Source organism: Paenibacillus sp. P46E (assembly GCF_001909095.1).
GTDB classification, from domain to species: Bacteria; Bacillota; Bacilli; order Paenibacillales; family Paenibacillaceae; genus Paenibacillus_AQ; species Paenibacillus_AQ helianthi.
Map to the genome: position 1 here is coordinate 77,062 of NZ_LVYZ01000034.1, position 24,221 is coordinate 101,282.

The 24,221-nt window shown below is 51.7% G+C and carries 17 protein-coding genes and 1 riboswitch; of the genes, 2 read left to right on the forward strand and 15 right to left on the reverse strand.

What is annotated here, in order from left to right; all coding sequences use genetic code 11:
* Window positions 1-26: 26 nt before the first annotated feature.
* The 8 genes from polA to A3849_RS11290 form a co-directional block, all read right to left on the reverse strand.
* The gene (gene polA / locus A3849_RS11255; protein ID WP_074111496.1) at window positions 27-2,699 is read right to left on the reverse strand and encodes a DNA polymerase I; all 2,673 of its coding nucleotides are present in this window, start codon (window positions 2,697-2,699) and stop codon (window positions 27-29) included.
* Window positions 2,700-2,903: 204 nt separating this feature from the next.
* The gene (gene phoU / locus A3849_RS11260; RefSeq protein ID WP_074111497.1) at window positions 2,904-3,563 is read right to left on the reverse strand and encodes a phosphate signaling complex protein PhoU; all 660 of its coding nucleotides are present in this window, start codon (window positions 3,561-3,563) and stop codon (window positions 2,904-2,906) included.
* 68 nt (window positions 3,564-3,631) lie between these two features.
* Window positions 3,632-4,387, reverse strand: coding sequence for a phosphate ABC transporter ATP-binding protein PstB (gene pstB / locus A3849_RS11265; protein ID WP_074084040.1), 756 nt, complete (start codon window positions 4,385-4,387; stop codon window positions 3,632-3,634).
* A gap of 240 nt (window positions 4,388-4,627) precedes the next feature.
* Complete coding sequence (locus A3849_RS11270; RefSeq protein WP_074084039.1) at window positions 4,628-5,356, reverse strand: response regulator transcription factor; 729 nt, start codon at window positions 5,354-5,356, stop codon at window positions 4,628-4,630.
* A 195-nt stretch (window positions 5,357-5,551) separates the two neighbouring features.
* Window positions 5,552-7,345, reverse strand: a complete 1,794-nt coding sequence (pnpS, locus tag A3849_RS11275) for a two-component system histidine kinase PnpS (protein WP_074111498.1) — start codon at window positions 7,343-7,345, stop codon at window positions 5,552-5,554.
* 674 nt (window positions 7,346-8,019) lie between these two features.
* The gene (locus tag A3849_RS11280; protein WP_074111499.1) at window positions 8,020-11,769 is read right to left on the reverse strand and encodes a carbohydrate binding domain-containing protein; all 3,750 of its coding nucleotides are present in this window, start codon (window positions 11,767-11,769) and stop codon (window positions 8,020-8,022) included.
* Between the two features lie 72 nt (window positions 11,770-11,841).
* Window positions 11,842-14,805: an alpha-amylase family glycosyl hydrolase gene (locus A3849_RS11285; RefSeq protein ID WP_074111500.1), complete on the reverse strand. Its 2,964-nt coding sequence runs from the start codon at window positions 14,803-14,805 to the stop codon at window positions 11,842-11,844.
* A gap of 367 nt (window positions 14,806-15,172) precedes the next feature.
* Entirely contained in the window at window positions 15,173-16,846 is a 1,674-nt protein-coding gene (locus A3849_RS11290) for a fumarate hydratase (RefSeq protein ID WP_074111501.1), read from the reverse strand.
* A gap of 103 nt (window positions 16,847-16,949) precedes the next feature.
* On the opposite strand from A3849_RS11290, the gene yfbR reads away from it, so the two are divergent.
* Window positions 16,950-17,609 (forward strand): 5'-deoxynucleotidase, encoded by a 660-nt coding sequence (gene yfbR / locus A3849_RS11295; protein WP_074111502.1) that lies wholly within the window; start codon window positions 16,950-16,952, stop codon window positions 17,607-17,609.
* A gap of 168 nt (window positions 17,610-17,777) precedes the next feature.
* Here yfbR and thiH read toward each other — a convergent pair whose 3' ends face one another.
* The 5 genes from thiH to A3849_RS11320 form a co-directional block, all read right to left on the reverse strand.
* Window positions 17,778-18,890 (reverse strand): 2-iminoacetate synthase ThiH, encoded by a 1,113-nt coding sequence (gene thiH, locus A3849_RS11300; protein WP_074111503.1) that lies wholly within the window; start codon window positions 18,888-18,890, stop codon window positions 17,778-17,780.
* Window positions 18,891-18,920: 30 nt separating this feature from the next.
* A complete protein-coding gene (locus tag A3849_RS11305; RefSeq protein WP_074111504.1) occupies window positions 18,921-19,685 on the reverse strand; it encodes a thiazole synthase in 765 nt (254 codons plus the stop codon).
* 70 nt (window positions 19,686-19,755) lie between these two features.
* On the reverse strand, window positions 19,756-19,959 hold the full coding sequence (gene thiS / locus A3849_RS11310) for a sulfur carrier protein ThiS (protein ID WP_074111505.1): 204 nt from the start codon (window positions 19,957-19,959) through the stop codon (window positions 19,756-19,758).
* Between the two features lie 64 nt (window positions 19,960-20,023).
* Entirely contained in the window at window positions 20,024-20,626 is a 603-nt protein-coding gene (locus tag A3849_RS11315; protein ID WP_074111506.1) for a thiamine phosphate synthase, read from the reverse strand.
* 124 nt (window positions 20,627-20,750) lie between these two features.
* Window positions 20,751-20,852: riboswitch (TPP riboswitch) on the reverse strand.
* 166 nt (window positions 20,853-21,018) lie between these two features.
* Window positions 21,019-21,888 carry an SDR family oxidoreductase gene (locus tag A3849_RS11320; RefSeq protein ID WP_074084029.1) on the reverse strand — a complete coding sequence of 290 codons (870 nt, stop codon included), beginning with the start codon at window positions 21,886-21,888 and terminating at the stop codon, window positions 21,019-21,021.
* A gap of 234 nt (window positions 21,889-22,122) precedes the next feature.
* On the opposite strand from A3849_RS11320, the gene A3849_RS11325 reads away from it, so the two are divergent.
* Window positions 22,123-22,548 (forward strand): NUDIX hydrolase, encoded by a 426-nt coding sequence (locus A3849_RS11325; protein ID WP_074111507.1) that lies wholly within the window; start codon window positions 22,123-22,125, stop codon window positions 22,546-22,548.
* 182 nt (window positions 22,549-22,730) lie between these two features.
* Here A3849_RS11325 and A3849_RS11330 read toward each other — a convergent pair whose 3' ends face one another.
* Together A3849_RS11330 and mdh are read right to left on the reverse strand one after the other, a co-directional pair.
* On the reverse strand, window positions 22,731-23,156 hold the full coding sequence (locus A3849_RS11330) for a hypothetical protein (RefSeq protein ID WP_074111508.1): 426 nt from the start codon (window positions 23,154-23,156) through the stop codon (window positions 22,731-22,733).
* 115 nt (window positions 23,157-23,271) lie between these two features.
* Window positions 23,272-24,213, reverse strand: coding sequence for a malate dehydrogenase (mdh, locus tag A3849_RS11335; RefSeq protein ID WP_074111509.1), 942 nt, complete (start codon window positions 24,211-24,213; stop codon window positions 23,272-23,274).
* Window positions 24,214-24,221 lie beyond the last annotated feature (8 nt).

The following is a 24,221-nucleotide window of genomic DNA, read 5'->3' on the forward strand; positions in this document are numbered from 1 at the left end:
CCGGATATACGATCCTTGCGGGGGGGCTATTTCGCCTCATACCAGTTGCTTCCATAACTTACCTCTGCCTTAAGTGGCACCGATAGCTTCAACGCTCCTGCCATTACTTCCGGCAGCAATTGTTTCATCAACTCCAGCTCATCTTCGGGTACCTCGAACACCAGTTCATCGTGTACCTGCAGCAGCATGCGGCTTTTTAGCCCGCGCTGGTGCAGCGCCTTGTCCATGTGAACCATAGCCAGCTTGATGATATCTGCCGCTGTCCCCTGAATTGGGGTATTCATCGCTGTACGTTCGGCAAAAGAGCGCAGATTGAAGTTCTTCGCATTAATCTCCGGCAGATAGCGGCGGCGTTCCAGCAGCGTGGTCACATAACCCTGCTTGCGGGCTTCTACTACAATATCGTCCATATAACGGCGTACACCTTTGAACACTTCGAAATACTGCTCAATGAAATGTGCAGCCTCTTTCCGCGGAATATTGAGGTTCTGAGACAGGCCGTAATCGCTGATGCCGTATACAATCCCGAAATTGACCGCTTTGGCGGAACGGCGCATGTTGCTGTCCACTTGGTCGGCGGCAACACCGAACACATCCATCGCTGTTTTGGTATGAATGTCCATATCCTCCAGAAAAGCTTCCTTCATCCGCTCATCGCCGGAAATATGCGCCAGCACGCGCAATTCGATCTGCGAGTAGTCTGCCGCCAGTATGGACCAACCCGGCTCGGAGGGCACAAAGACCTTGCGGATTTTGCGGCCTTCCTCCAGACGGATCGGAATATTCTGCAAATTTGGAAACTGGCTGCTAAGGCGTCCGGTTGCTGCAATAGTCTGGCGGTAGAAGGTATGCACCTTCCCGGTCTCCGCAGAGATTTCCTTCAGCAGACCTTCTACGTAGGTGGACTGAAGCTTCGCGATGGTACGGTATTGGAGAATCAGCCTTACAGCATCATGGTAGGGAGCCAGCTTCTCCAGCACCTCGGCATCCGTGGAATAACCTGTCTTCGTCTTTTTGACAACAGGCAGGCCCAGCTTCACGAACAGTATTTCGCCCAGCTGCTTCGGTGAATTGAGGTTGAACTCAGTACCGCAAATCGAATAAATATCCGATACCAGCCTGGAAATCTGGGCCTCAAACTCCTTGCCTAGATCGATCAGATCCTGTTTGTTGACAGCAATCCCCTGCTTCTCCATGTCAGCCAAAATGCGTGACAGCGGCATTTCCAGATCGACAAACAGGCCGGTCATATCCGTGTCCGTTAACTCCTGCTGCTGTTTCTGTACGATACCGAGTACGGTGGCGCTCTTACGGGCAACATGATTGCCCAGGATTTCAAGCTCCGGTATTTTATATTTAGCACCTTTGCCGAATACCTCTTCATCCGGAGACAATCGGGGCAGGCCATATTTGGCTGTAAGGTCATTCAGATTCTGGCTGGCTTCCGTAGGGTCCAGCAGATAGGCAGCCAGCTGAACATCATTAGCGGCTCCGGCAAAAGCAATCCCCTGCCAGTGCAGTGCCAGATCCGCCCGGTGCAGATCATATCCGCTTTTGGGTGCTTTCTCATCTCCGAGCCAATCCCGCAGCTTCGCCGCAGCAGGGCTCTTCAGCAGTGAAAAGGGCACGAAAAAGTGCTGCTCTGGCGAGGACAAACCGATGCCGATCACTTCCGAACGGTGCGGATTCTCACCGTTTGTCTCCACATGCAGTGCAGAAATGCCAGGCAATGCAGCCAGCAGCTCCGGCAGCTCCGTTTCCCCTACGATGGTGATATCCAGCTCCGCAGCCGGAGCCGCTTCTGTTCCATCTTCAGAGACTCCACCTGCAGGAGCATAGGCGCTCAGAGACAGACGCTCCAGCAGGGACTTGAATTCCAGCTTGGCCAGCGCCGGGCCGGCAGTATCTTTTTTGATTCCGGTAAAGACCATATCCTCCCAGGCATGCTCCAGTGGAACCTCACGGTAGATCGTCGCCAGTTTCTTACTCATTACAGCGCTGTCTGCGTGTTCCTCCAGCTTCTCCTTCATTTTACCCTTCAGTTCATCCGTTCCGGCCAGCACGCCTTCTACCGAACCGAACTGCTGCAGCAGTTTCAGTGCTGTCTTCTCGCCGACCCCTGGCACGCCGGGAATATTATCACTGGCATCTCCCATCAGACCCTTGAGATCGATGATCTGCTGTGGTGTGAGATCGTATTTGTCGCGGATTTGCTGCGGCCCGTACATTTCGACCTCAGTAACCCCTTTACGCACCAAAGCCACTGTCGTATGATCCGAAGCCAGCTGAAGCATGTCCTTATCCCCGGACACAATCATAACCTGGCGTCCAGCCTCATCGGCTTCCCGGGATATACTTCCGATAATATCGTCAGCTTCGTAGCCGTTAATTTCAAATTGCGGCACACCGAGATTGCGCAGCAGCTCTTTTAGCATTGGGAACTGTTCGGAGAGCTCAGGTGGTGTCTTTTGACGGCCTCCTTTGTAGTCTTCATAGCCTTCATGCCGGAATGTGATCTTCCCTGCATCAAAGGCTACAATCATATGGGTGGGCTTATGCTCTTCAATTAAGCGCAGCAGCATGGTTGTAAATCCGTACACTGCGTTGGTCTGCTGCCCTGCGGTATTCGTCAGCGGCGGCATTGCGAAAAATGCGCGGTAAATAATGTTATTGCCATCTATTAGAATCAACTTGTCCATTTCTGCACCTCGCCTTTATCTTGCATACTTCTTTACATTTTACCATATGCCCTGCTCAAGCAGAAACGGCAAGAGGTCATTCAACGCGGAAATACTCCAGTCATACAAAAAAAGCAAGCCTTCACTGAAGAAAGCTTGCTGTCTGAGTTTCAAAGGCGATATCGCCCCTTCTATAAACGTGTCTAATGAAAACAGGTCATTCTGCTATTGATTCAAATCGGGACGTTTGCCGGTCACCAGGTAGACTACACTCTCGCCAATATTGGTGGCATGATCCGCTATCCGCTCAATATACCGGCCAACCAGCGTCAGCAGCATAGCCTGATTCAAGAACTCCGGTTTTTCGACCATATAGGCATACAGCTCATTAATCATCCCGCTGTACAGTTGATCCACGTGGTCATCATCCTGGGCCATTTTATAAGCCAAATCCGTATTTTCGTCCAGATAGGACTGAATCGCTTCCGTGATCATTCCCGTTACAATCTCTGCCATACGCGGAATATCCACAAGTGGCTTAATCAGCTGTTGACCTTGGATCCGCATAGTGACCTTGGCTACATCCAGTGCCAGATCACCCATACGCTCCAGATCGCTTGATATTTTGAATGCTACAATAATACGGCGAAGGTCCTTCGCTACTGGCTGCTGGGTGATAATGAGCCGCGAACCGATTTCCATGATTCTGTCTTCCATGGCATTGAGACGCAAATCCGCCTTCACGATCTCCTGAGCTCGCTCAGTGTCCAGGTTCTGCAGAGCAAGTACCGCGCCTTCCAGCGCGTCTGTTACATGCTCGCCCATCTGCTGCAGCAGGCTGCGCAGCTCTTCCAAATCTTTATCGAATTCTTTTCTGCGAATCATTATAAAAGCGATCCTCCTCAAAAACGTATGGTCAGCCTGTCACTCTGGGAACATGCCAATCACTTGGATCAGCCGAAGCGTCCTGATATATAGTCTTCAGTGCGGGAGTCCTTCGGATTCGAGAACAGCATCTCGGTATCCGCAGCCTCCACGATTACACCGTTCAGGAAAAACACTGTGCGGCCCGATACCCGTGCGGCTTGATGCATATTATGTGTGACCATGACAATCGTATACTTGTCCCGCAGCTCCTGCACCAATTCCTCGATCTTAAGTGTGGATACCGGGTCCAGAGCGGAGGTCGCCTCATCCATCAGAAGAATATCCGGCTGTACCGCAAGCGCTCTGGCAATGCAAAGACGCTGCTGCTGCCCGCCGGAGAGACTGAGCGCCGATTTCTTAAGGAAATCCTTAACTTCCTCCCACAGGGCGGATTGGCGCAGGCTCTGTTCCACCAGAACATCCAGCTCTGCTTTGCCGCGGACTCCGTGCAGACGGGGACCGTAAGCCACATTGTCATAGATCGATTTGGGGAATGGATTCGGCTGCTGGAACACCATGCCTACCTGCTTGCGCAGGCTTTCCACTTCCACCTCGTCGCTGTAAATATTTTTACCGCTAATGTTAACCTTACCTTCAATACGTGTACCCGGGATCATATCGTTCATACGGTTAAGAGTACGCAAAAGGGTGGACTTCCCGCAACCGGAGGGTCCGATAAAAGCGGTCACCTGTTTCTCAGGCACTTGAAGGTCCACGCTTTTCAGCGCGTGAAATGACTCATAGTAGAGATCTAGCTTCTCTATGTCAATGATGGATTTCATTAGTTTTTGTGTCTCCTTCTCATCATCTTCGTACCCCATGATAAGCTTTCAGTGTAAATAGAGTTGAAGAGAATTGTTAACAGAATGTTAAATCATATGTAAGGTTTGGATGACAAGATAACAAGAAACAAAAAGCCCTCACATTGTGAGGACTTGCCACGGTCAACCGACGAATCCAATTCATAGCTTTTGTCAAAATGCTAGATATTTATGCATTCACTTAAAAAGAACACTGTTATTTTACATGACCGGGCTTCTTTTTTTGTTCACCACAAGTTTGTAGCCCACCCCGCGGATCGAATCGATATGCACGGATTCCGGGTCCAGCTCAAGCTTCTTGCGCAGGGAACTGACATGTACGTCTACGGTGCGTTGTCCTCCGATGTAATCAAAACCCCAGACGGCATTCATCAGATCATCACGTGTAAGCACCACCCCTGGTTTGCGGGCCAGATACAGCAGAACCTCGAATTCTTTGGGCCGGAGGTTGATGCTCTGCCCCCCCAGCAACACCTCATACCGCTCAGGGTAAATCTCCAGCTGTCCCAGGATTATGGTAGATGCAGGTACTGATGTATCCGGTTGAACTTCTTCGGCCAGCCCGGAAATCCGCCGCAGTACAGCACTGACACGGGCAAGCAGTTCAGATACGCCAAAAGGCTTGGTTATATAATCATCGGCCCCTGATTTCAGCCCCCGAACCACGTCCTCTTCGGCATTTTTGGCAGTCAGCACAATTACAGGCGTTCGGATGCCTTGACCGCGCAGTTTATCCAGAATATCAATCCCATTCATTCCAGGCAGCATCAGATCCAGTACGATTAAGTCAAAAGGTTCTCTAGTCGCACGGTCATATCCTGCCGTTCCATGATCCTCAACGGTGACCTCATAGCCTTCCTGCGTCAAATTATACGACAGCAGCCGGGACAGTGTCGGTTCGTCTTCAATGACAAGCAATCGTTGTGCCATAGTTTCCCCCGTCTTCATATGTTTTCAAATTTACAAAACTGCAGGCAAGCCCATCATATCACCGGAATGTTAACCCGGTGTAAAATAGCAAAGGATTCATAATTTTTAAGCCTCTAGAATTAATACTAGCTCTTTGAATCCTTGCTGGCAATCCGGGCAGTGAACAAAACTGCCCCTAATATTGGCACTGTCCGCTTAGTGAGAACCTTCCTGCAGCAGCGGAAGTTCCAAAATAAAGGAGCTGCCGATTCCAAGGTCGCTTTCTACAGAAATCGATCCGTGATGCAGCTCAACCAGATGCTTGACAATGGACAATCCAAGCCCGGTTCCGCCGGAGCTTCTGGATCTGGCTTTGTCGACCCGGTAGAACCGTTCGAAAATCCGCGGCAGGTCCTTCCGCGGAATTCCCATGCCGGTATCTCTTACGGTAAAGGTAACCGTCTCTATCCCGTCATTCATTTGGGTGTTAACCACAATTATATTTACGCTTCCGCCTTCATGAGTGTAATTAATCGCATTGGATAACAGGTTCATGAAGATCTGGCGTAGCTTATCTTCATCCCCCTCCATGAACAGCTCAGCAGGCACATCCGCACGCAAGCTGATATTCTTCTTCTCGGCTACCTTGCTGAGCGTTTCGAGCACGGAATCGAAGAATTCAATCAAATGGACCGGTGAGCATTCCAGCTGGACGCGTTTGGATTCTATTTTGGAGAGTTCCAGAATGTCGCCGATCAGGCGGTTCAGCCTCTCATTCTCATCATAGATAATTTGCAGAAAAGAGCGCGCGGTTTTCTCATCAGTGACTCCACCGCCAAGCAGTGTCTCGGCAAAACCTTTTACTGCAGCGACCGGGGTCTTCAGCTCATGGGATACATTGGCTACGAACTCGCTGCGCATTTTCTCCAGCCGGCGGATTTCCGTTACCTCCTGAAGAAGGAACAACATCCCCCGGCATGAACCGTCTTGAATCATCGGCACGCCGTCCAGCCGCACGATCCGCTCCGCGGGATTATAGATGCTCCGCTCTTCATGGATCGGCTCATTGCGGGAAACACCCTCCTCGATCAGGCGTGTAAGCTCATAGTGATGCTTCAGCTCCTTGTACGAACGCCCTGCCATCTCACTGTTCTTCACATCCAGCAGCCGCTCGGATGCCCGGTTCAAGAGAGCAATTTCACCTTCTGCATTAATCATTACAATACCGCCGGTCATATTGTCCAGCACGCTCTGCAGCAGATCCTCGTTATTCCGGATCGTCTTGAGCTGGTCCTGAAGACTGTCTGCCATCGCATTGATTGCATTTGCAAGCTGACCGATCTCGTCTCTGCGGTTCATTGGAACCCTTGCATCATAATCCAGATCGGTAATCCTCCGGGCGACTCTGGTAATCTGCTCAAGCGGAGAGGTCATGCTGGAGGCAACTTTGTAACTAACAAAAGTAGCTGCAATGAACAGCAGCACCAGCCCGCCTGCCATGATCATCCAGGCCCGGTTCAATCCCTCTGTGACTGCATCGAGCCCCATGGAGAGACGGATATAACCATCGAAGCCCTGATCAGATACAACAGCCCCGGCTACGTACAGCATCTCCCGGTTAAGGGTATCACTGTATCGGATCGCGCGCCCAATCCCTTCTTTGGCTGCCAGTACTTCCTCTTCACGAGTGGAATGGTTGTCCATCTCCATCGGATTTTTCTCTGAATCGCCAATGACTTTGCCGTCTTTCAGAATAAAAGTAATCCGGGAACTGGTTAACTTGGCGATATTCTCTGCCTGCTTAGTATAATAGCTGACTGCGTCCGGACTGGCTGTATCTCTAAATTGAAGAGTACCGGACAGCAGATTTATTTCCCGGGACATGTTTTCTTCCAGCGCGGAAATATGTGAATCTTTAAAGAGCTTGGCCATGGTAATACCTGCGCCGATCATGGATATGCCAATCAGGGCCATAAGTATCAGTGTAAGACGAATGCGAAACGGTCTCATGAATTGTATCCTCATCCTTATGATTGTGTCCTTGAGAACATCCTACCTTCATTTTCAGTAAAATACCAGTTCCCGCACCGATTATCAACGCTGTGTAAAATCGGGTAGCGGAATGCCACGACACTGCAGAAATCAAGTTATGATGACAAGCCGTATGCTCGGGCAGGGCTATTGCAAGCCAGCATTTATTGGCTGTTTATTGTTCGCGAATCTACCGTCAGGCAATAAATATAGGCTTTGCACCTTCATCGCTTCTACAATCCTTCTGTTGAACAAACTCACCCTAACGGGTGAATCCAGCATCTCATTGCCGCAGGTAACGGCATTGCTACCTAATCAAGGGTATTTCTACCTTCTATTCTGCCGGCTGTCCCGTTTACGGCGAGATCAGAAGTATTTCTACCTTCTATTCTGCCCGCTGGCCCGTTTATGGCGAGATCAGAGGTATTTCTACCTTCTATTCTGCCCGCTGGCCCGTTTAGTTCATTTCGTTTCCTCCGGTCAGTTTCTTCACGTTTATCCCTCTCACTTTTCAATCGGAGTGATCCACAGTTTTTTTACACAGTATAATTTCCTATACAAGGATGCAAACAAGGAGCGGCTCTGGACTGAGCCGCTCCTTGTTTGCATGCCTGCATGGTTCATATGTGCTGTTGTCAGCAGCTTTGATCCTGCTATAGGTCCTTCCAGCGCTGCACGGTAAGGTTGACGGTCTGCGCCCCACCCGCAGGTGTAAGCGTGCGGTTCGCAATATCCGCCCCGCTTGTGCTGGTCTCTACTGAAGTCCAGCTGCCGCGTGTAACCTTATATTGTACTGCCGTTCCCGCCGGCAGGCTTAGTGTGATGGAATATACGCCATCACTGCCTTTGGTCAGCTGGTACGCAGGGTCTGCTGCATTCCAGCTGTTGAAGCTGCCAGTTAAATACACTGGCCCGCTTGCTGGAGTCGTACTTGGAACAGTGACCCTGAAGGTCACGCTGTCCGCTTGCGGCACACCTGCTGCGATGCTGCCGTTCACTACACTCCACGTGCCTGCTCCAAAATGATAATTGTTGCCGCCGTTGTTGTCCCAAGTCCCGCTGCCGTTATTAAAGGCTGCTGTCAAGCCTGAGGCTGTACCTAGTGGAATCGTGAGGGCCTTGTAACCCGCAAATGCGGAGGCTTGCATTTGAATTCCCGGCGCTGTTGTCCAGACTGAGGAATTATCTAATTTGTAATGAATATACGCGTTACTGTAAGCCGTATTTTTGTAATAGATTGTTGCCGCAGTGGCCACAGGCGTGGCCGTCGCTGTCGCTGTCGGCGTAGCCGTCGGGGTCACTGTCGGCGTAGCCGTCGGGGTCACTGTCGGTGTGGCCGTTGGTGTTGCTGTCGGGGTCGCTGTCGGTGTAGCTGTTGGTGTCACTGTCGGTGTCGCTGTCGGTGTCGCTGTCGGCGTCACAGGGCCACCCATCTTAATGTTTCCGGTTGGCGTGTAGGTCCAGGTGCCAGTGCCGAACAAATAATTGCTGCCACCATTACTGTCCCAAGTTCCGCTTCCATTGTTGAAGCAAGCCTCCAACTGGGTAGCGGAGCCGATATTGATCGTGATTTTATTATAGCCGGCTACTTCAGCTGCTGGCATAACCACGCCTGGTGCTGTCGTCCAGGTTCCGCCTACAGGACGGTAATGAATATAAGGTGTCGTGTAGCCCTGCTTGTAATAAATGGTTACATTATTTCCGGGCGGGGTGAAGACCAGTGCGGCTGCGCTTAGTGCCGACAGATTGCCTGCGGCATCCAAAGCTTTTACCGTATAGCTGTAACTGGTTTCAGATGCTAACCCGTTGTCTGTATACGAGTTACCTGCAGTAGATCCGATCTTGATCCCATTGCGGTAAATCTCATAACCAGCTACACGGATGTTATCGGTAGATGCGTTCCATGTGAGTGCAGCAGAAGAAGCATTGATCATGGAGACTTGAAGGTTAGCCGGTGTGCTTGGCGCTTCTGTATCTGGAATTGCTGGCTGATCCGTAATAAATGGATGCGTACCTTCAACAGTCCCCTGCATGCTTTCCGTATATTTGCCGTTAGCCAGCGTGTACTTGCCTGCTCCGACAAATACCTGCTGGATATCGCTGCGGGTTACATTACCTTTGGCATCTTTGGCTTCAATATAATAATCCACTAACTGGTCACGGTAATCAGAGATGTAACTGTAATAGAGATTTCCGATATCCGTTGCAGGAACCTTCTGCATGATGGCTTTACTGCTTGGCTGCCAATCGACTCCATTGATATCAGGACTCAAATCACGGACATTCATCGGGTACTCTACCCATTGTCCAACCTTGGCGGGATCAATACCAGACACACCGGAGGCCGCCAGGGCAGCCGGATCATAGACTTTAAACGTATTGTCTGAAGCATCCGCAGTCTTGTCACGGTGGGCACGGATTTTGACTTTGATGTCACTGATACCGCTCGTATCAAAAGCATAGGTATAGATAGAGAAAACGTTGTTAAAGTGCTGCAGGGTCCAGCCCTCAGCCTTACTGACATTAGCGCTGCCGGGATTGTACGGGTAACGCTGCGGCCACCAGACAGAAGGGCCTGTTTTGTCTTTGGCCAGCTTTTGCGATACATAAGGCTTGGAAAAGTACAACGATTGGTTAAAGGACAAGGCCGGCTTCACGCTGTCATCAACATTCTCGTCATAATATCCGAAGCCGGAATCCATCGCCGGAAGCAGGAAATACCAAGCCAATTCGGCCGGATTTGCACCGCCGGAATAATCACTGGAACTGTTCCCTTTTACAGGAAAAGAGAGCATCCAGGGATTCAGTTGATTCCCGTCATACGTAATCTCACGATCCAGCGCCGTAGTCGGCTTCCAGTAATTCGGATGGTCGTCTAACCAGATTTGCTCTGCCGTTTTGGCATAATTCAAGGAAGCCTGGAGCAAGGCGAAATTGCGTTCAAGATAATGATATCCCTTCTCGAAGGATACCGTCATCCCCTCCTCAACACCAGAAAGATTCTTCTTCGGGGCGAGCGATGTTCCGTTAACCTGGTTAAAGGTGGCGAACTGGCCCTTCCAAATACCGAATGGAAGATGCCAGTGATACCAGGTCGGATCGGAAGAGGAGTCACGGGTGTCGATCCAAGATCCATCCTGCACGTGAACCACATCAGAGGCTGCTGGTGTATTGCTGCGCAGATATTCATCGATACCCATACCCTTAACGCCGCTATCAGCATAGGTAACATTCCCGGCATTCCGCCAGGTTTCTTCAGAGCCTGCCCGGCCCGAAGAATTATCCCCATCATGAGCTACGACAAAAATCTGCTTTTGGGCAACCAGGTTCTCATATGGCTTAAGCGCGTCAGCTTTGACCTGGCCCAAATATCCTTCCTCCCAGGACTCTGCCTGCGCTACAGGAACGCCCACTACTCTGGACTCCGCTCCGCTTGCAGGATCGACGTAGCGAACCCAATGCGCAGTTGAGGCAAAAGGATATTTGTTGTATACCACCTGCTGTTCATTGAACATGTTCTGACTCACCCAGGCTCCTGCGGTACTGACGTTCTGCAGGTCTGCCCGGTTGGGCGGCGATACCATCGTGTCTGTACCGGGACTGTTCAGCAGCGGATAATCTTTTAGTGTGCGCGAGAAATGGTTATTGCCAATCACGGACCACTGGATGCCCAGCTTCTGCAGCACCGGAATAATCCGTTCAGAAAAGCCCAGCTCCGTGGGGAAGAATCCCTTGGAGGATTTGTAGCTGCTTCCCAAAAAATAAGGCTGTGCCAGCGTGGCCCCATGATAGATCATGTCCTTCAGCAAATATTCATTGCCGGCAAGCGGTCCCATCGAGTGATGTCCGGAGAAATGAATCATATCGAGTGTTTTGTTTCCGTTGGTTGTTTTGAGCTGATCGTAGGCATTCTTCCAGGGAGTGCCCCAAGCCGGATTGTTGTATCCGCTTACATTCCCTTGTTGAACAATGCTGTTCACGTTGTTTACGACAGCACCAGACATCGTGACATACATCTGCGCTTGTGGATAATTGCTGTTCAGTGTATTCGCCACACTCCAGGGCCAAGTTAGATACGCGCCGGTCTTAGCATGATGGGAGTAATAGGATACCAGGTCATCGTGAGGCATCGGCGAACCATTGGGCAAGTAATAAGTATATCCGGCAGGGGGATTCTGCTTCAGTTGGATCACTTCACCGTCATACGTATAGCGAATCGGACTGCCGATCGGGGCGGAATTATAAGAATTCAAATCATAATAAGCCCAGAAATTAGGCATATGGTTATGGTACACATTCGAAGCAGCAATTTCTGCTGACACATTTGTGACCATAGTCTGGCCGAACAGCAGAAGGCCCAGCATCAGGGCTCCAATTTTGCGCCTAGATCTTAAGTGCTTCATATTCTTTTCCATCTCCTCTCTTATTATAAAAGAAACGGGAGCATTGATTCCTCAGTGCTCCCATTACATGAACTATAGGTCCTTCCAGCGTTGAACGGTAAGGTTGACGGTCTGCGCCCCACCCGCTGGTGTAAGCGTCCGGTTCGCAATATCCGCCCCGCTTGTGCTGGTCTCTACTGAAGCCCAGCTGCCGCGTGTAACCTTATATTGTACCGCCGTTCCCGCCGGCAGGCTTAATGTGATGGAATATACGCCATCACTGCCTTTGGTCAGCTGGTACGCAGGGTCTGCTGCATTCCAGCTGTTGAAGCTGCCAGTTAAATACACTGGCCCGCTTGCTGGAGTCGTACTTGGAACAGTGACCCTGAAGGTCACACTGTCCGCTTGCGGCACACCTGCTGCGATGCTGCCGTTCACTACACTCCACGTGCCTGCTCCAAAATGATAATTGTTGCCGCCGTTGTTGTCCCAGGTCCCGCTGCCGTTATTAAAGGCTGCTGTCAAGCCAGCGGCACTTCCCAGCTGAATCGTAGCCGTTTTATAACCCGCGTAGGATGACGGCTGCAGCTGCACTCCAGGAGAGGTGGTCCATACTGCCGATCCATCCAGACTATAATGAATATAAGAATTCGTATAAGCGGTATTCTTGTAGTAAATGGTTACTGAATTGCCAACAGGGGTTGCTGTAGGTGAAACTGTTGGCGTTGGAGTAGCTGTTGGTGTTGCCGTTGGGGTAGCTGTAGGGGTAGCTGTAGGTGTTGCCGTCGGCGTTGGGGTAACTGTTGGTGTTGCAGTTGGCGTAGCTGTCGGCGTCACTGGGCCGCCCGACTTGATGTTACCGGTTGGCGTGTAGGTCCAGGTGCCAGTGCCGAACAAATAGTTGCTACCACCGTTGCTGTCCCAGGTCCCGCTGCCATTATTGAAAGCTGCCTCCAGCTGTGTGGCAGAACCGATATTGATCGTGATTTTATTATAGCCGGCTACTTCAGCTGCTGGCATAACCACACCTGGTGCTGTCGTCCAGGTTCCGCCTACAGGACGGTAATGAATATATGGCGTCGTGTAGCCTTGCTTGTAATAAATGGTTACATTATTTCCGGCCGGGGTGAAGACCAGAGCGGCTGCGCTGAGTGCCGACAGATTGCCTGCGGCATCCAAAGCTTTTACCGTATAGCTATAGTTGGTCTGCGCTGCCAGTCCGTTATCCGTATAAGAAGTGTTTGCCGTTGTTCCGACTTTAACTCCATTGCGGTAAATTTCATAACCGGTTACCCCGACATTATCTGTGGAGGCAGTCCAGTTAACGAGCACACTGGATGCATTTTGCACTGTAGCTGTTACATTGCTTGGAACAGAAGGAGCCACGGTATCGATTACCGGCTGGGTTTTGGAATAGATTTTAGCCGAATTCGCTCCCACAGTTACTGTAATTTGTTTGCCAGTTGCGCCTCCTGATTGCACGGTTACAGTGTCAGAAGTATTCAGTTGATTAATGAGTACTGTGCCTGCAGTTAGTGTGCTTTCTGCGCGCAGCGGGATGGTAACGGTCTGCGAACCGCTGGAAGCATTGCTGAATACAGAGATGACTTCCTGGCCCACATTAGTTCCACTGTCTACACGCCGAGAGAAGGCATACAGGTTCTGGGCGGACCACATTTCACGCTGGGTGCCTGTACGGAGTGCAGGATTATTTTTGCGGATGTCATTCAGTTTGGCAATATGCTTATAAGTGCTGGTATTCTCATTAAAATAGTTCTCGACGACATTGCCGCCCGCATCCCGTTTGACCATGGACCAGCGGTTCCAGGTATCAGCGATCCCGCCTGTCATAATCTGACCGTTGCCGTTGCCTTTATTCTGCTCTGTACCCTGGAAGACCACGGGTGTTCCACGGACAGTGAAGATGAAGGACAAAGCATTCTGCATTTTATCCACGTTGCCGCCCGCTTCGGTCAAAAAACGGTTGCGGTCATGATTGTCGATAAACGTAACCATATGGTTCGCATTTCCGTTGTAATAAGAATCCTGAGCGAGCGTGCTTTTGATGTTGGAATCAAAGGACTGCCCGTAAGCAAAACTGTTCAGTACCGAGAAGAACATAGGGAAATCAAGCATGCCCCATTCCTTGTTGTTGCCTACCCAGCGGGAGACAAATTCGGCGTTGCCGTCAAAGTTCTCACCAAAGGTATTTACGCCTAAAAGATTCTGCAGTTCACCAATGTCTGTCGGTTTGACCAGCTTAGCAGCATCCACGCGTGCTCCATCCGCACCCGTATAGTCAAACCAGCCTTTAATAGAATTGAATACAGCCTGTTTGGCGGCAGGAACATCAAAGTCGATATCATCCAGCCCGCCAAGATCGTGATTCTCTAAATAATCCTGAGCCCATTGATCGTATCTTCCGTCTGCCAGCGACCAGTTAATATCACCATTATGGTGATACCAGGCCGGATTATTAAAAGGCGCCGCAGGCTGCAGACCTGCTATATCATAATACGCCTGACTGCCCAGCATATAGTCCCCAATATGATTCGGCACTACGTCGATAATCACCTTAATGCCAAGCGCATGGGCGGAATCTACCAGTTCCTTAAGCTTCTCTTTGGTTCCAAAGTAAGGATTGGCCTTATTGGGATCCTTAACGTTGTATCCGTGGTAGGCTGTGTTTTTTCCTGTACCGTTGTTATCGCGGTTAGTCATCTGCGGTTCTGCCACCGGAGAAATCCAAATCGCGGTATATCCCATGTTATGAATATAGGGCAGTTTGTCGATAATACCCTGCCAGTCTCCGCCTTTCATGTAGCGAAAATCATCCTCGGAAGTTTCTCCGTAACGGATAGCGGCACCAGTAGCATTATTGGAGGTATCCCCATCATTGAAGCGGTCAACCATAATCTGGTAGATTGTGTCATTCTCAGTAACTGTACCAATGCTCGCTGCTTCAACCCGTGCGGTTGGCAGCACAAACAAGTTAGCCGTAATGGACAGAACAATTGACGTGATTAATGCCGGAATAAGCCATAGCTTGCGTTTCATTCCTCATCTCCCTCTCATAAGAGCGCATATCGAACCAGACTGCCTGTGAATACCATTCCATCACTTGCAAGACGATGCTGCGGACAAGGAAACCGGTTTCCCTCATAAAAATTACCATGGCTATGTATGCGTTGTCAAGTATAATAATTGGCGCCCTTCTGACAATGATCCCCTGGCTTTTGTACCAAGGTGACTCGCCCCTGCTCCCGAAAAAACAAAATGACTCTGGCGGGAGAATTCAACTGCACTTCTACCTTTTCATTTTCCTAAATCGTCTAGCCCGCTCCAGGCGAACGCAAAAAGCCCTCCCCCACTAGCAATGGAAGAAGGCTTGCGGAAAATCTATAATCCAGCTTCGTTTCACAGCTTATTTAAAAACCGGTTCCCGGAATTGCGCCAGCTTGGCCGCAGAATCCTTTTCCACATCTGCATGCAGACTGTTGCCGTGCGCGTCCATGGTTACAATAGCCGCGAACCCGTCCACTTGTAAATGCCACATAGCTTCGGGAATTCCGAACTCCATGAAGTCAACGCTGTTCACCTTCTTAATGCACTCCGCATAATACTGCGCCGCGCCTCCAATGGCATTGAGATAGACACCGCCATGCTCCTGCAGCGCCTGTAGTGTCTTGGGTCCCATTCCGCCTTTACCGATCACGGCACGGATGCCGAATTTCCGCATAATATCACCTTGATACGGTTCTTCACGAATGCTGGTAGTCGGACCTGCCGCTTTTACATGCCAGCCTTCATCGTCCTTCAGCATGACCGGACCGCAGTGATAGATCACCGCCCCGTTCAGATCCACCGGTGCATCATGATCCATCAGATACTTGTGGAGCGCATCGCGCCCGGTATGCATCTCTCCTGACAGAATAACTACATCTCCCACCCGAAGACTGCGGATATCTTCCTCACTGATCGGAGTGGTCAGCCGGACCTCGCGGGATTCTCCAGCTGCTGGCACCGCCGGCTCCCCGGCCGGATTCGCTGCTGCTTCAGCAGCCGAGAGCACCGCAGGAGCTGCAGGAATAGTCGCATCCTCTGGTACAACACCAGAGCCTTTACCGTCTGCAGCAGCGCCAACAGCCTCAAGCACGGCAGCAGATGCGGAGCTATCTTCCGTCTCTACGGAGATTCCTGTTCCGCTCTCATACAGCCATTCCTGAATCGTTCCGGCTGCCGGATCAACGAGGATGCCCTGGCGGCGGAATGCCCAACAGTTATAGGCAACGGAGACGAAAAAACTGGCCGGCAGCCGGTTCATTACACCAATCTTACAGCCCAACAGTGTGACTTCACCGCCAAAGCCCATCGTACCGATACCCAATTTGTTAGCATTCTCCATAATATAGTCTTCAAGCTTGGCCAGATCCTCAACGGGATTCACATCCTCCACCTTGCGGAACAGCTGTTTCTTGGCAAGCTCATACCCGGTGGTACGGTCCCCGCCGATACCGACCCCGATGAAACCGGCACTACAGCCCTGGCCCTGTGCCTGATACACCGAGTGAAGGATGCATTTGCGGATGCCGTCGAGATCGCGGCCTGCTTTGCCAAGGCCCTCCAGCTCCGTAGGCAGGCTGTATTGAATATTCTTGTTCTCGCAGCCTCCGCCCTTCAGAATCAGCCGTACTTCCACTGCTTCTTCTTCCCACTGCTCAAAGTGAATCACCGGAGTCCCTGCACCCAGATTATCCCCGCTGTTCTCACCCGTCAGCGAATCTACAGAATTGGGGCGCAGCTTACCATTCTTCGTCGCACGGATAATGGCATTATGGATATCCTTCTTCATCTCGATCTGATTCACACCTACAGGTGTATGAATGATAAAAGTCGGCATCCCTGTATCCTGACAGATCGGAGATACCTGCAGCTCAGCCATGCCAATATTCTGCGCAATGGTAGTGAGCGCGAGGCCGGAGCGGGTAGCCCGGTCCTCCAGAGCACGTCCCTTGGCTACTGCCCGGCGCACATCGCCCGGCAGGTTTGTTGAGGTTTCCACGATCAGATCATACACGCTGTTTTCAAAATGCTGCATCTTCAGTCCAGCTCCTCTCCATGCGTTCGCGGTTGTCCAAACTCTGTTACAATTAGTTTTATCATAACATATTAAACCACGCATGAAAGGGGTTACGTAAAAATTGAATTACCATTTTTCAGCCTATTTGTACCGGCTTCAGTATATCCAGCGCTGGAGCCTCATGCGAAGCACAGCACCGGAGAACGTTGCACAGCACTCGTTCCAGGTTGCCCTGCTGTCGCATATGCTCTGCTCCATCGGCAACATCCACTTCGCCCGCTCGCTGAATGCCGACCGTGCGGCCGCAATGGCGCTGTTTCACGACGCCACTGAGGTCTTCACCGGCGATATCGCTACGCCGGTCAAGCACAACAATCCGCGTCTGCTGTCCAGCTTCCGCGACATGGAGCGGGCCGCCGCCGAACGGCTGAAGGGGATGATTCCGCCGGAGCTTACCTCCGTCTACACACCGCTCCTGCAACCTCAGGACAGTCCTTCCGGCTCTGAGGATGCCCTTTTGCTGCGTTATGTCAAAGCTGCAGATCATCTGGACGCTTACCTGAAATGCGTATGGGAGGTTGCTGCAGGCAACCGTGAATTTGCAGCGGCCAAGGTGCAGACCGCAGCCAAACTGCGCGGGCTTGAAATGCCGGAAATGGAATACTTCCTGATTCATATGGCTCCCGGCTTCGAGATGTCCCTGGATGAGCTGTCCGCCGGTCCAGACGGAGGATCTGTGGATGACGGACAGCCGATGGATGGCGCGGACAACCTGTTATAAACAGTGGGCTCCTATGATCGGACCCGTAGGAGCCTCAATCAAATTCTAATCAGTGAATACAGACCAGGCTGCTTCAAGCAGGAATAGCAACAGATTCACAGATTCACTGCATGTTTTTCTGACAATTAGCTCCTCAGCACCTCAGCACGGTAACCACGGCACCCCTTATCATGCCTGCAGCTTCAGCAGGTCCCAATCCTTGAAGACGGGCTGCAGGCCGGCCGCCTGAAGCATCACCGTGATCTCCTGCACATTCCGTTCATCCGAGATTTCGAATTGCGGAGTCCCGCCATCCTGGGTGTGTCCCCCTACTTCGGTGGAGACACCTGCCGACATTTTGGTGATCCCAAGAAGGATCAGATGATCCCGCAGGGAGGCGGGCTCCCGGGTGGACAGGGTAATGCCGGAGTGTGGCAGAAACAGGCGATAAGCCAAAATAATCTGCACCAGCGCACGGTCGGTGACATCGCTCTCCGGGTTGAACTCGCCCAGATACGGACGAAAGCGCGGGGCGGATAAACCGATTTCACATTCCGGATATTTGTCCTGCAGATAGCGGGCATGCATCGCGGTCTTGAAGGCTTCCTGGCGCCAATCATACATGCCCAGAAGCGCACCGATGTTGACCGAGCGGAAACCGGCCTGACAGCCCCGTTCGGGGGCATCCAGGCGATTGCGGTAGACTCTTTTGGGACCTTTCACATGCAGCTTGCGGTAGGTTTCCTGATGGTAGACCTCCTGATACAGAGTCAACCCGTCTACTCCCGCTTCCCTAAGCTCCCGATATTCCTCGGTAGAAAGCGGATTCACCTCTATACTGACAGAAGAGAAGTACTCATGCAGAATTTCTACGCATTCCTTTATATAAGCGGCCGGACTTTCCGAACGCGACTCCCCGGTCAGAATCAGAAGATGGCGCAGGCCTGTGGAGGAGATCGCTATGGCCTCTTGTCTGACCTCCTCCGGGGTCAATTTTTTTCTCGGAAAATCATAAATCGAGCTGAAGCTGCAATACGTACAGTGATTCACACAGAAATCAGCCAGATACATCGGTGTGAACAGCTGCATCACATGCCCAAAATGTGTGCGGGTCAACCGCTGTGCACGCTGAGCCATCTCCTCCAGACAAGATTCCGCAGCCGGAGACAGCAGAGCCTGCAGGTCTTTTTCATCCAGACGATCCTTGAGAATTGCCCGCTTCACATCCTCCACCCGGTACTCCCGCCACAAGCTCCCGTAAGGCAGTTGCTCCAGACGAGTCAGTGGTTCAAAAAAGCTCATGTTACTCCCCCATTTCCGTTAGCCTGTGAGTCACTTCAGAAATCCGGTCAATGGCGAAGACGCAACAGCCGTCTCTTCCACTGGACCAAGTCCAGCCAAATATGCCTTGCGGCCTGCAACTACCGCCTCGCGGAAGGCTTCTGCCATTAGCAAGGGATCACGGGCGGTAGCGATTGCCGTATTGAGCAGCACAGCGGATGCGCCAAGCTCCATCGCTTCTGCCGCTTCGGACGGACGGCCGATGCCGGCGTCGACGATCACCGGTAGATCCACCTCAGAGATGAGAATGCGCAGCAGTTCTGTGGTACGCAGTCCGCGGTTCGAGCCGATGGGAGAGCCGAGCGGCATGATGGCGGCGGCTCCCGCTGCCTGCATCCGCAGCGCGGCTGAAAGGTCCGGGCTCATATAGGGCAGCACTACGAAGCCTTCGGCGGCCAGTATCTCCGTAGCCCGGATAGTCTCCAGGTTGTCTGGAAGCAGATATTTCTGATCCTTGATGACCTCAATTTTGACCCAATTGCCAAGGCCTGCGGCCCTGGCCAGTCTGGCGATCCGCACAGCTTCCTCAGCAGTGCGCGCACCCGAAGTATTCGGAAGCAGAGTCATATGGGAAGGAATATGGCTGATAATATTGTCCTCGCTCTCTGGATCTACACGGCGCAAGGCAACCGTGATTACCTGTGAGCCTGAAGCTGAAACCACCTCGGGAATCATTGTATTGCGGCTGTATTTGCCGGTGCCGATGAACAGCCGGCTCGATAACGGAATGCCGCCAATCACCAATGGATCTAACATGAACTCGCCTCCTGGGATGAAATTCGATAGCGTGAAAAAAATTCAAATATTTTATGATAGCCTCATGGCCTCAGCCCCCGCCCACAAAATGCACCAGTTCCAGCCTGTCGCCTTCACATAATACCTCCGACCCGTAATGCTCCTTGCCGACAATCTCACCATTTCGTTCCACGATCACAAGCCGAAAGCTCCATTCGGGCCGGCTTAACAGATCGGCAACAGTCCGGCAGTCTTCCGCAACCACTCCGGGCTTGCCATTAATGATCAGATTCATGCGCTCTCACCTCCTTCGTGTGATCACTTTCACGGATTTGCTGAATTCACATACACCACAGGTCCTAAGCCTCCTGGACCGCCAACCGGTAAGCACGGGCAGCAGCTACAGGATCATCTGCTCCGCAAATGCCGGACATGACCGCAATTCCTGCAGCTCCGCGACGGATCACTTGACCTGCATTCCCCGGCTCCATCCCGCCGATAGCGATCAGTGGAATACGGGTGCTACGGACCGCTTCCTCCAGGAGCGCCAAACCGCGCCCCTGTTGACCGGGCTTGCAGCCAGTAGGGAAAATATGCCCGAACAGGCAGAAGTCCGCTCCCTGTCTGCCTGCTTCTGCTGCTTCTGCGGCGGAGTGCACCGACCTGCCCAGCCGGAGGCCGGAGGCCGCTGCACGGGCTGCAGCAGTCGGCAGGCTGTGCCAGGCTAGCTGGACAGCACCTGCACCGGCGGCCAGTGCAACATCCAGACGGTCATTGATGACCAGTCTGGATGCGGGGATTCCAGCACGCAGCAGTTGCTCTGCCATCCCCAGCAGCTCCAGGGCAGAGCGGTGCTTTTCCCGCAGATGAATATAGTCCACGAGCGGATGCACAGCAGCCGCCAGGCTGATGAACCGCCCCGGCTCCAGCTTCCCATCAGAGATCAAATGAATTTCCGCCACTTCTTCACCTCCTGCTCCACTTTTTTACGACAAACGGGCAACACAAAAAAAACCGCCCCCGCGATAGGAGGCAGTCATAAATTTGTACAGGAATACGGGTGTAAGAAATACAACCCCGCTGCAGTTCATTCATTCTCCGCTTTCCTACGCTGGTTTTAACCAGATCAGGTTCAAAGGGTCCGAACGTCATGTTCGTCTCAGCCTTGCGGCACCCCTAGGGACAATTGCAGTATTCAGTTGCTGACGTGGTTCATATTAACATATTCTTCCGCGGAAAAGCTATCCCTTTTACCGAAAGCTTCACAGCTTGCAAGGGACATGAAAAAAGCAGACCACATGGACCTGCTATTGAACCGTTATATTTCCGAAACCGACTGGCCGCACAGCAACTTCTAGCCGTTGACAATTTCCCCGCCGTTAACATGCATGACCTGACCGCTAACATAGGATGAATCATCCGAGGCCAGATAGACATAGGCTGGTGCCAGCTCTTCCGGTTGTCCCGGACGCTGCATAGGCTGTGTGCCGCCGAACTCACTGACCTTTTTGGCATCAAATGTGGATGGAATCAGCGGTGTCCAGATCGGACCCGGAGCGACAGCATTCACACGGATGCCCTTTTCCGCCAGATTCATCGATAGCGAGCGGGTGAAGCTGAGAATCGCGCCTTTGGTGGACGAATAGTCCAGAAGTTGCGGACTGCCGCGGTAGGCGGTGATCGATGTCGTGTTGATGATCGTGGAGCCTTTTTTCAGATGCGGCATTGCTGCCTTAGTCAAATAGAACATGGAGAAAATATTCGTACGGAACGTCCGCTCCAGCTGCTCGGAGGTAATATCCTCAATCTTGTCCTGCGGATGCTGCTCGGCTGCATTGTTAATCAGGATGTCCAACTTGCCCAATCCCTCCACCGCCCGGTTGATCAGATCCTGGCAGAACGCTTCTACGCCGATGTCACCGGCAATCAGAATACACTTCCGTCCTTCCTGCTCTACTTGACGTTTGGTCTCTTCGGCATCAGAATGCTCATTCAGATATGAAATGACCACATCCGCACCCTCTTTGGCAAAATGAACGGCAACCGCCCGTCCAATGCCGCTGTCGCCTCCCGTAATGAGCGCCGCCTTACCCAGCAGTTTGCCTGCTGCCTTGTAGCTGGACGTTTCAAATTCAGGGCGCGGATTCATCTCGCTCTCGATACCGGGCTGACGGTCCTGCACCTGGGGAGGCAAGGTTTTGGTAGTCTGTTTATTTTCTGGCATGATCCATTCTCCTTTCGCTGTGTACCTTTTGTTGAAGTAACCACATCGTATTAGGATGGCTTCTGCATCATCAATTATACAATCGTTTTACGTTATGTTACTTACCACACTTCCCGGCTGTCCAAACAAAAATATAGTCGTTTTTGACGTAAAGGGCCGATATAATTTAGTGAAGTAATGATTGATATGGGTTTCGGAGCGATTACCAAAAGGATAAGGAGGCGAATAAGTGATATGACGAGAAATGCACGGAGTATCATCGTTGCCGTCAAAGGAGTCATCCTGCATCAAGGCAGAATCCTGCTCGTACAGCGGGCTGCTGCAGATGCGATAGGAGCAGGCAGCTGGGAATGCCCCGGCGGAAAAATAGAATTTGGAGAAGGCCTGGAGGCTGCACTGGAGCGGGAGATTAAGGAGGAAACCGGACTGAAGGTCACGGTGGAAAAGCTATTGTATGCCGTGTCCTTTCTGACCAATCCGGGCAGGCAGCTCGTCCTCATCACCTACTGGTGCATGACCGGTGAGAATACAGTAGTGCTCTCTGATGAGCATGCAGATTACAAATGGTGTACCCGTCACGAGCTTCAGACTCTGCTCCCGCCCGGGATACAAGAAGAATTTGAGAAAAGCAATGTATTTTCGTCAGAGGAACTGTTATAAGATATCCGGGCTGGAATGCAGAAAAGGCCCACCCCCTCGAATCAGGGGCAGGCTTGACGGTTTGGTGAATCATCACCCATACCAAGTGGAAACGGCTTGGCCGTCCTTTTAAGGGACGGAATCCGTTTCAGCGAGAAATAGAAGGATGATTTATAGCGTGAAACCTATAAATCCTTATATTTCTAGATAATGTGTCTATACACCATGAAAAACACCATTACGATCAGCACAACCATCAGCAGCAGGCTCATGGTGCGAAGCTTCGCGGTATGGTCTGACACATCACGGTTCTCACGCATACCAGCTGCGGCTAGACGCAGCGGCTTGCCCATGATGCCGCCCAAGGCAAACATTGCCAGCAGGAGTACAACCACGACCACCATCCAGGCTACGGTGTAATCCCCCTGAGAGATCATGTATCCGCCGGTCAGCAGCTGAATGACCAGACCATACTGGGCAAACCGGTTCAATCCGCCAATGGCGCTAAGCGTCCCTTCTTTGGCTCCAGCAGACAGCTTTCCAGTGCCGCTCAGAATGAACGGAAGCACCAGGTAAAAACCGACCGCCAATGTCCCGATCATATGTAAGAAAAAGAAAATCCGATCCATTGATTAACCTCCTCACTTTCGCTGTGATATAAGTTACATTCTTATTATACCCAACCCCGCCGTCCATGAAAAGAAAACCCTCATTTCCATTCAAGAAATGAGGGTTTGCCGGAAATTATACCGTAACCACTGAAGTTACCGCACGTACAGAATCTGCTGACTTATCCAGAGCCGCCTTTTCTTCCGCCGTCAGCTCCAGCTCGTAGATCTTCTCAATACCTTCTGCACCAAGCAGTGCCGGGATACCCATGAACAGTCCGTCATAACCATATTCCCCTTCCAGCAGGGCAATGACGGGAATAATCCGCTTCTTGTCCTTCAGGATCGCTTCGGCCATTTGTACCAGAGACGCTGCAGGAGCGTAGTAAGCACTACCATTACCGAGCAGGCTGACAATCTCGCCTCCACCGGCACGGGTACGCTCTACAATATCGGCAATCCGCTGGGCAGGAATAAGCTTATCAATCGGAATACCGCCTACACTGGAGTAACGGATCAGCGGAACCATATCATCCCCATGGCCACCCATCACAAAGCCGCGTACATCCTCTACCGAAACATTAAGCTCTTGTGCAATAAAGGTGCAGTACCGCGCGGTGTCCAGCACACCAGATTGACCAATTACACGATTCTTAGGAAAGCCTAGGGCATTATAAGCAACGTAAGTCATGGCATCCACCGGATTACTCAGGATAATAACTATGGATTCCGGGGCTACACGCTTCACATTCTCACAGACTGATTTTACGATGCCCGCGTTCGTATTCACCAGGTCATCGCGGCTCATCCCCGGTTTGCGGGCTACTCCCGCCGTAATGATGACGATATCTGAATCGGCTGCATCGCCGTAGCTGGAGGTTCCTGTGATCTGGGCGTCATACTTCTGTACCGGACCGGCTTCCTGCATGTCCAGCGCCTTCCCCTTGGTCTGGTTCTCCAGCTGGGGAATATCCAGAAGCACGACATTACCAAGCTCCCTCTGGGCAAGCATCAGCGCCGTGGTGGCACCGGTGAAACCGGCGCCCACAACTGTAATTTTATGACGTTTGATAGCCACGAGTGATC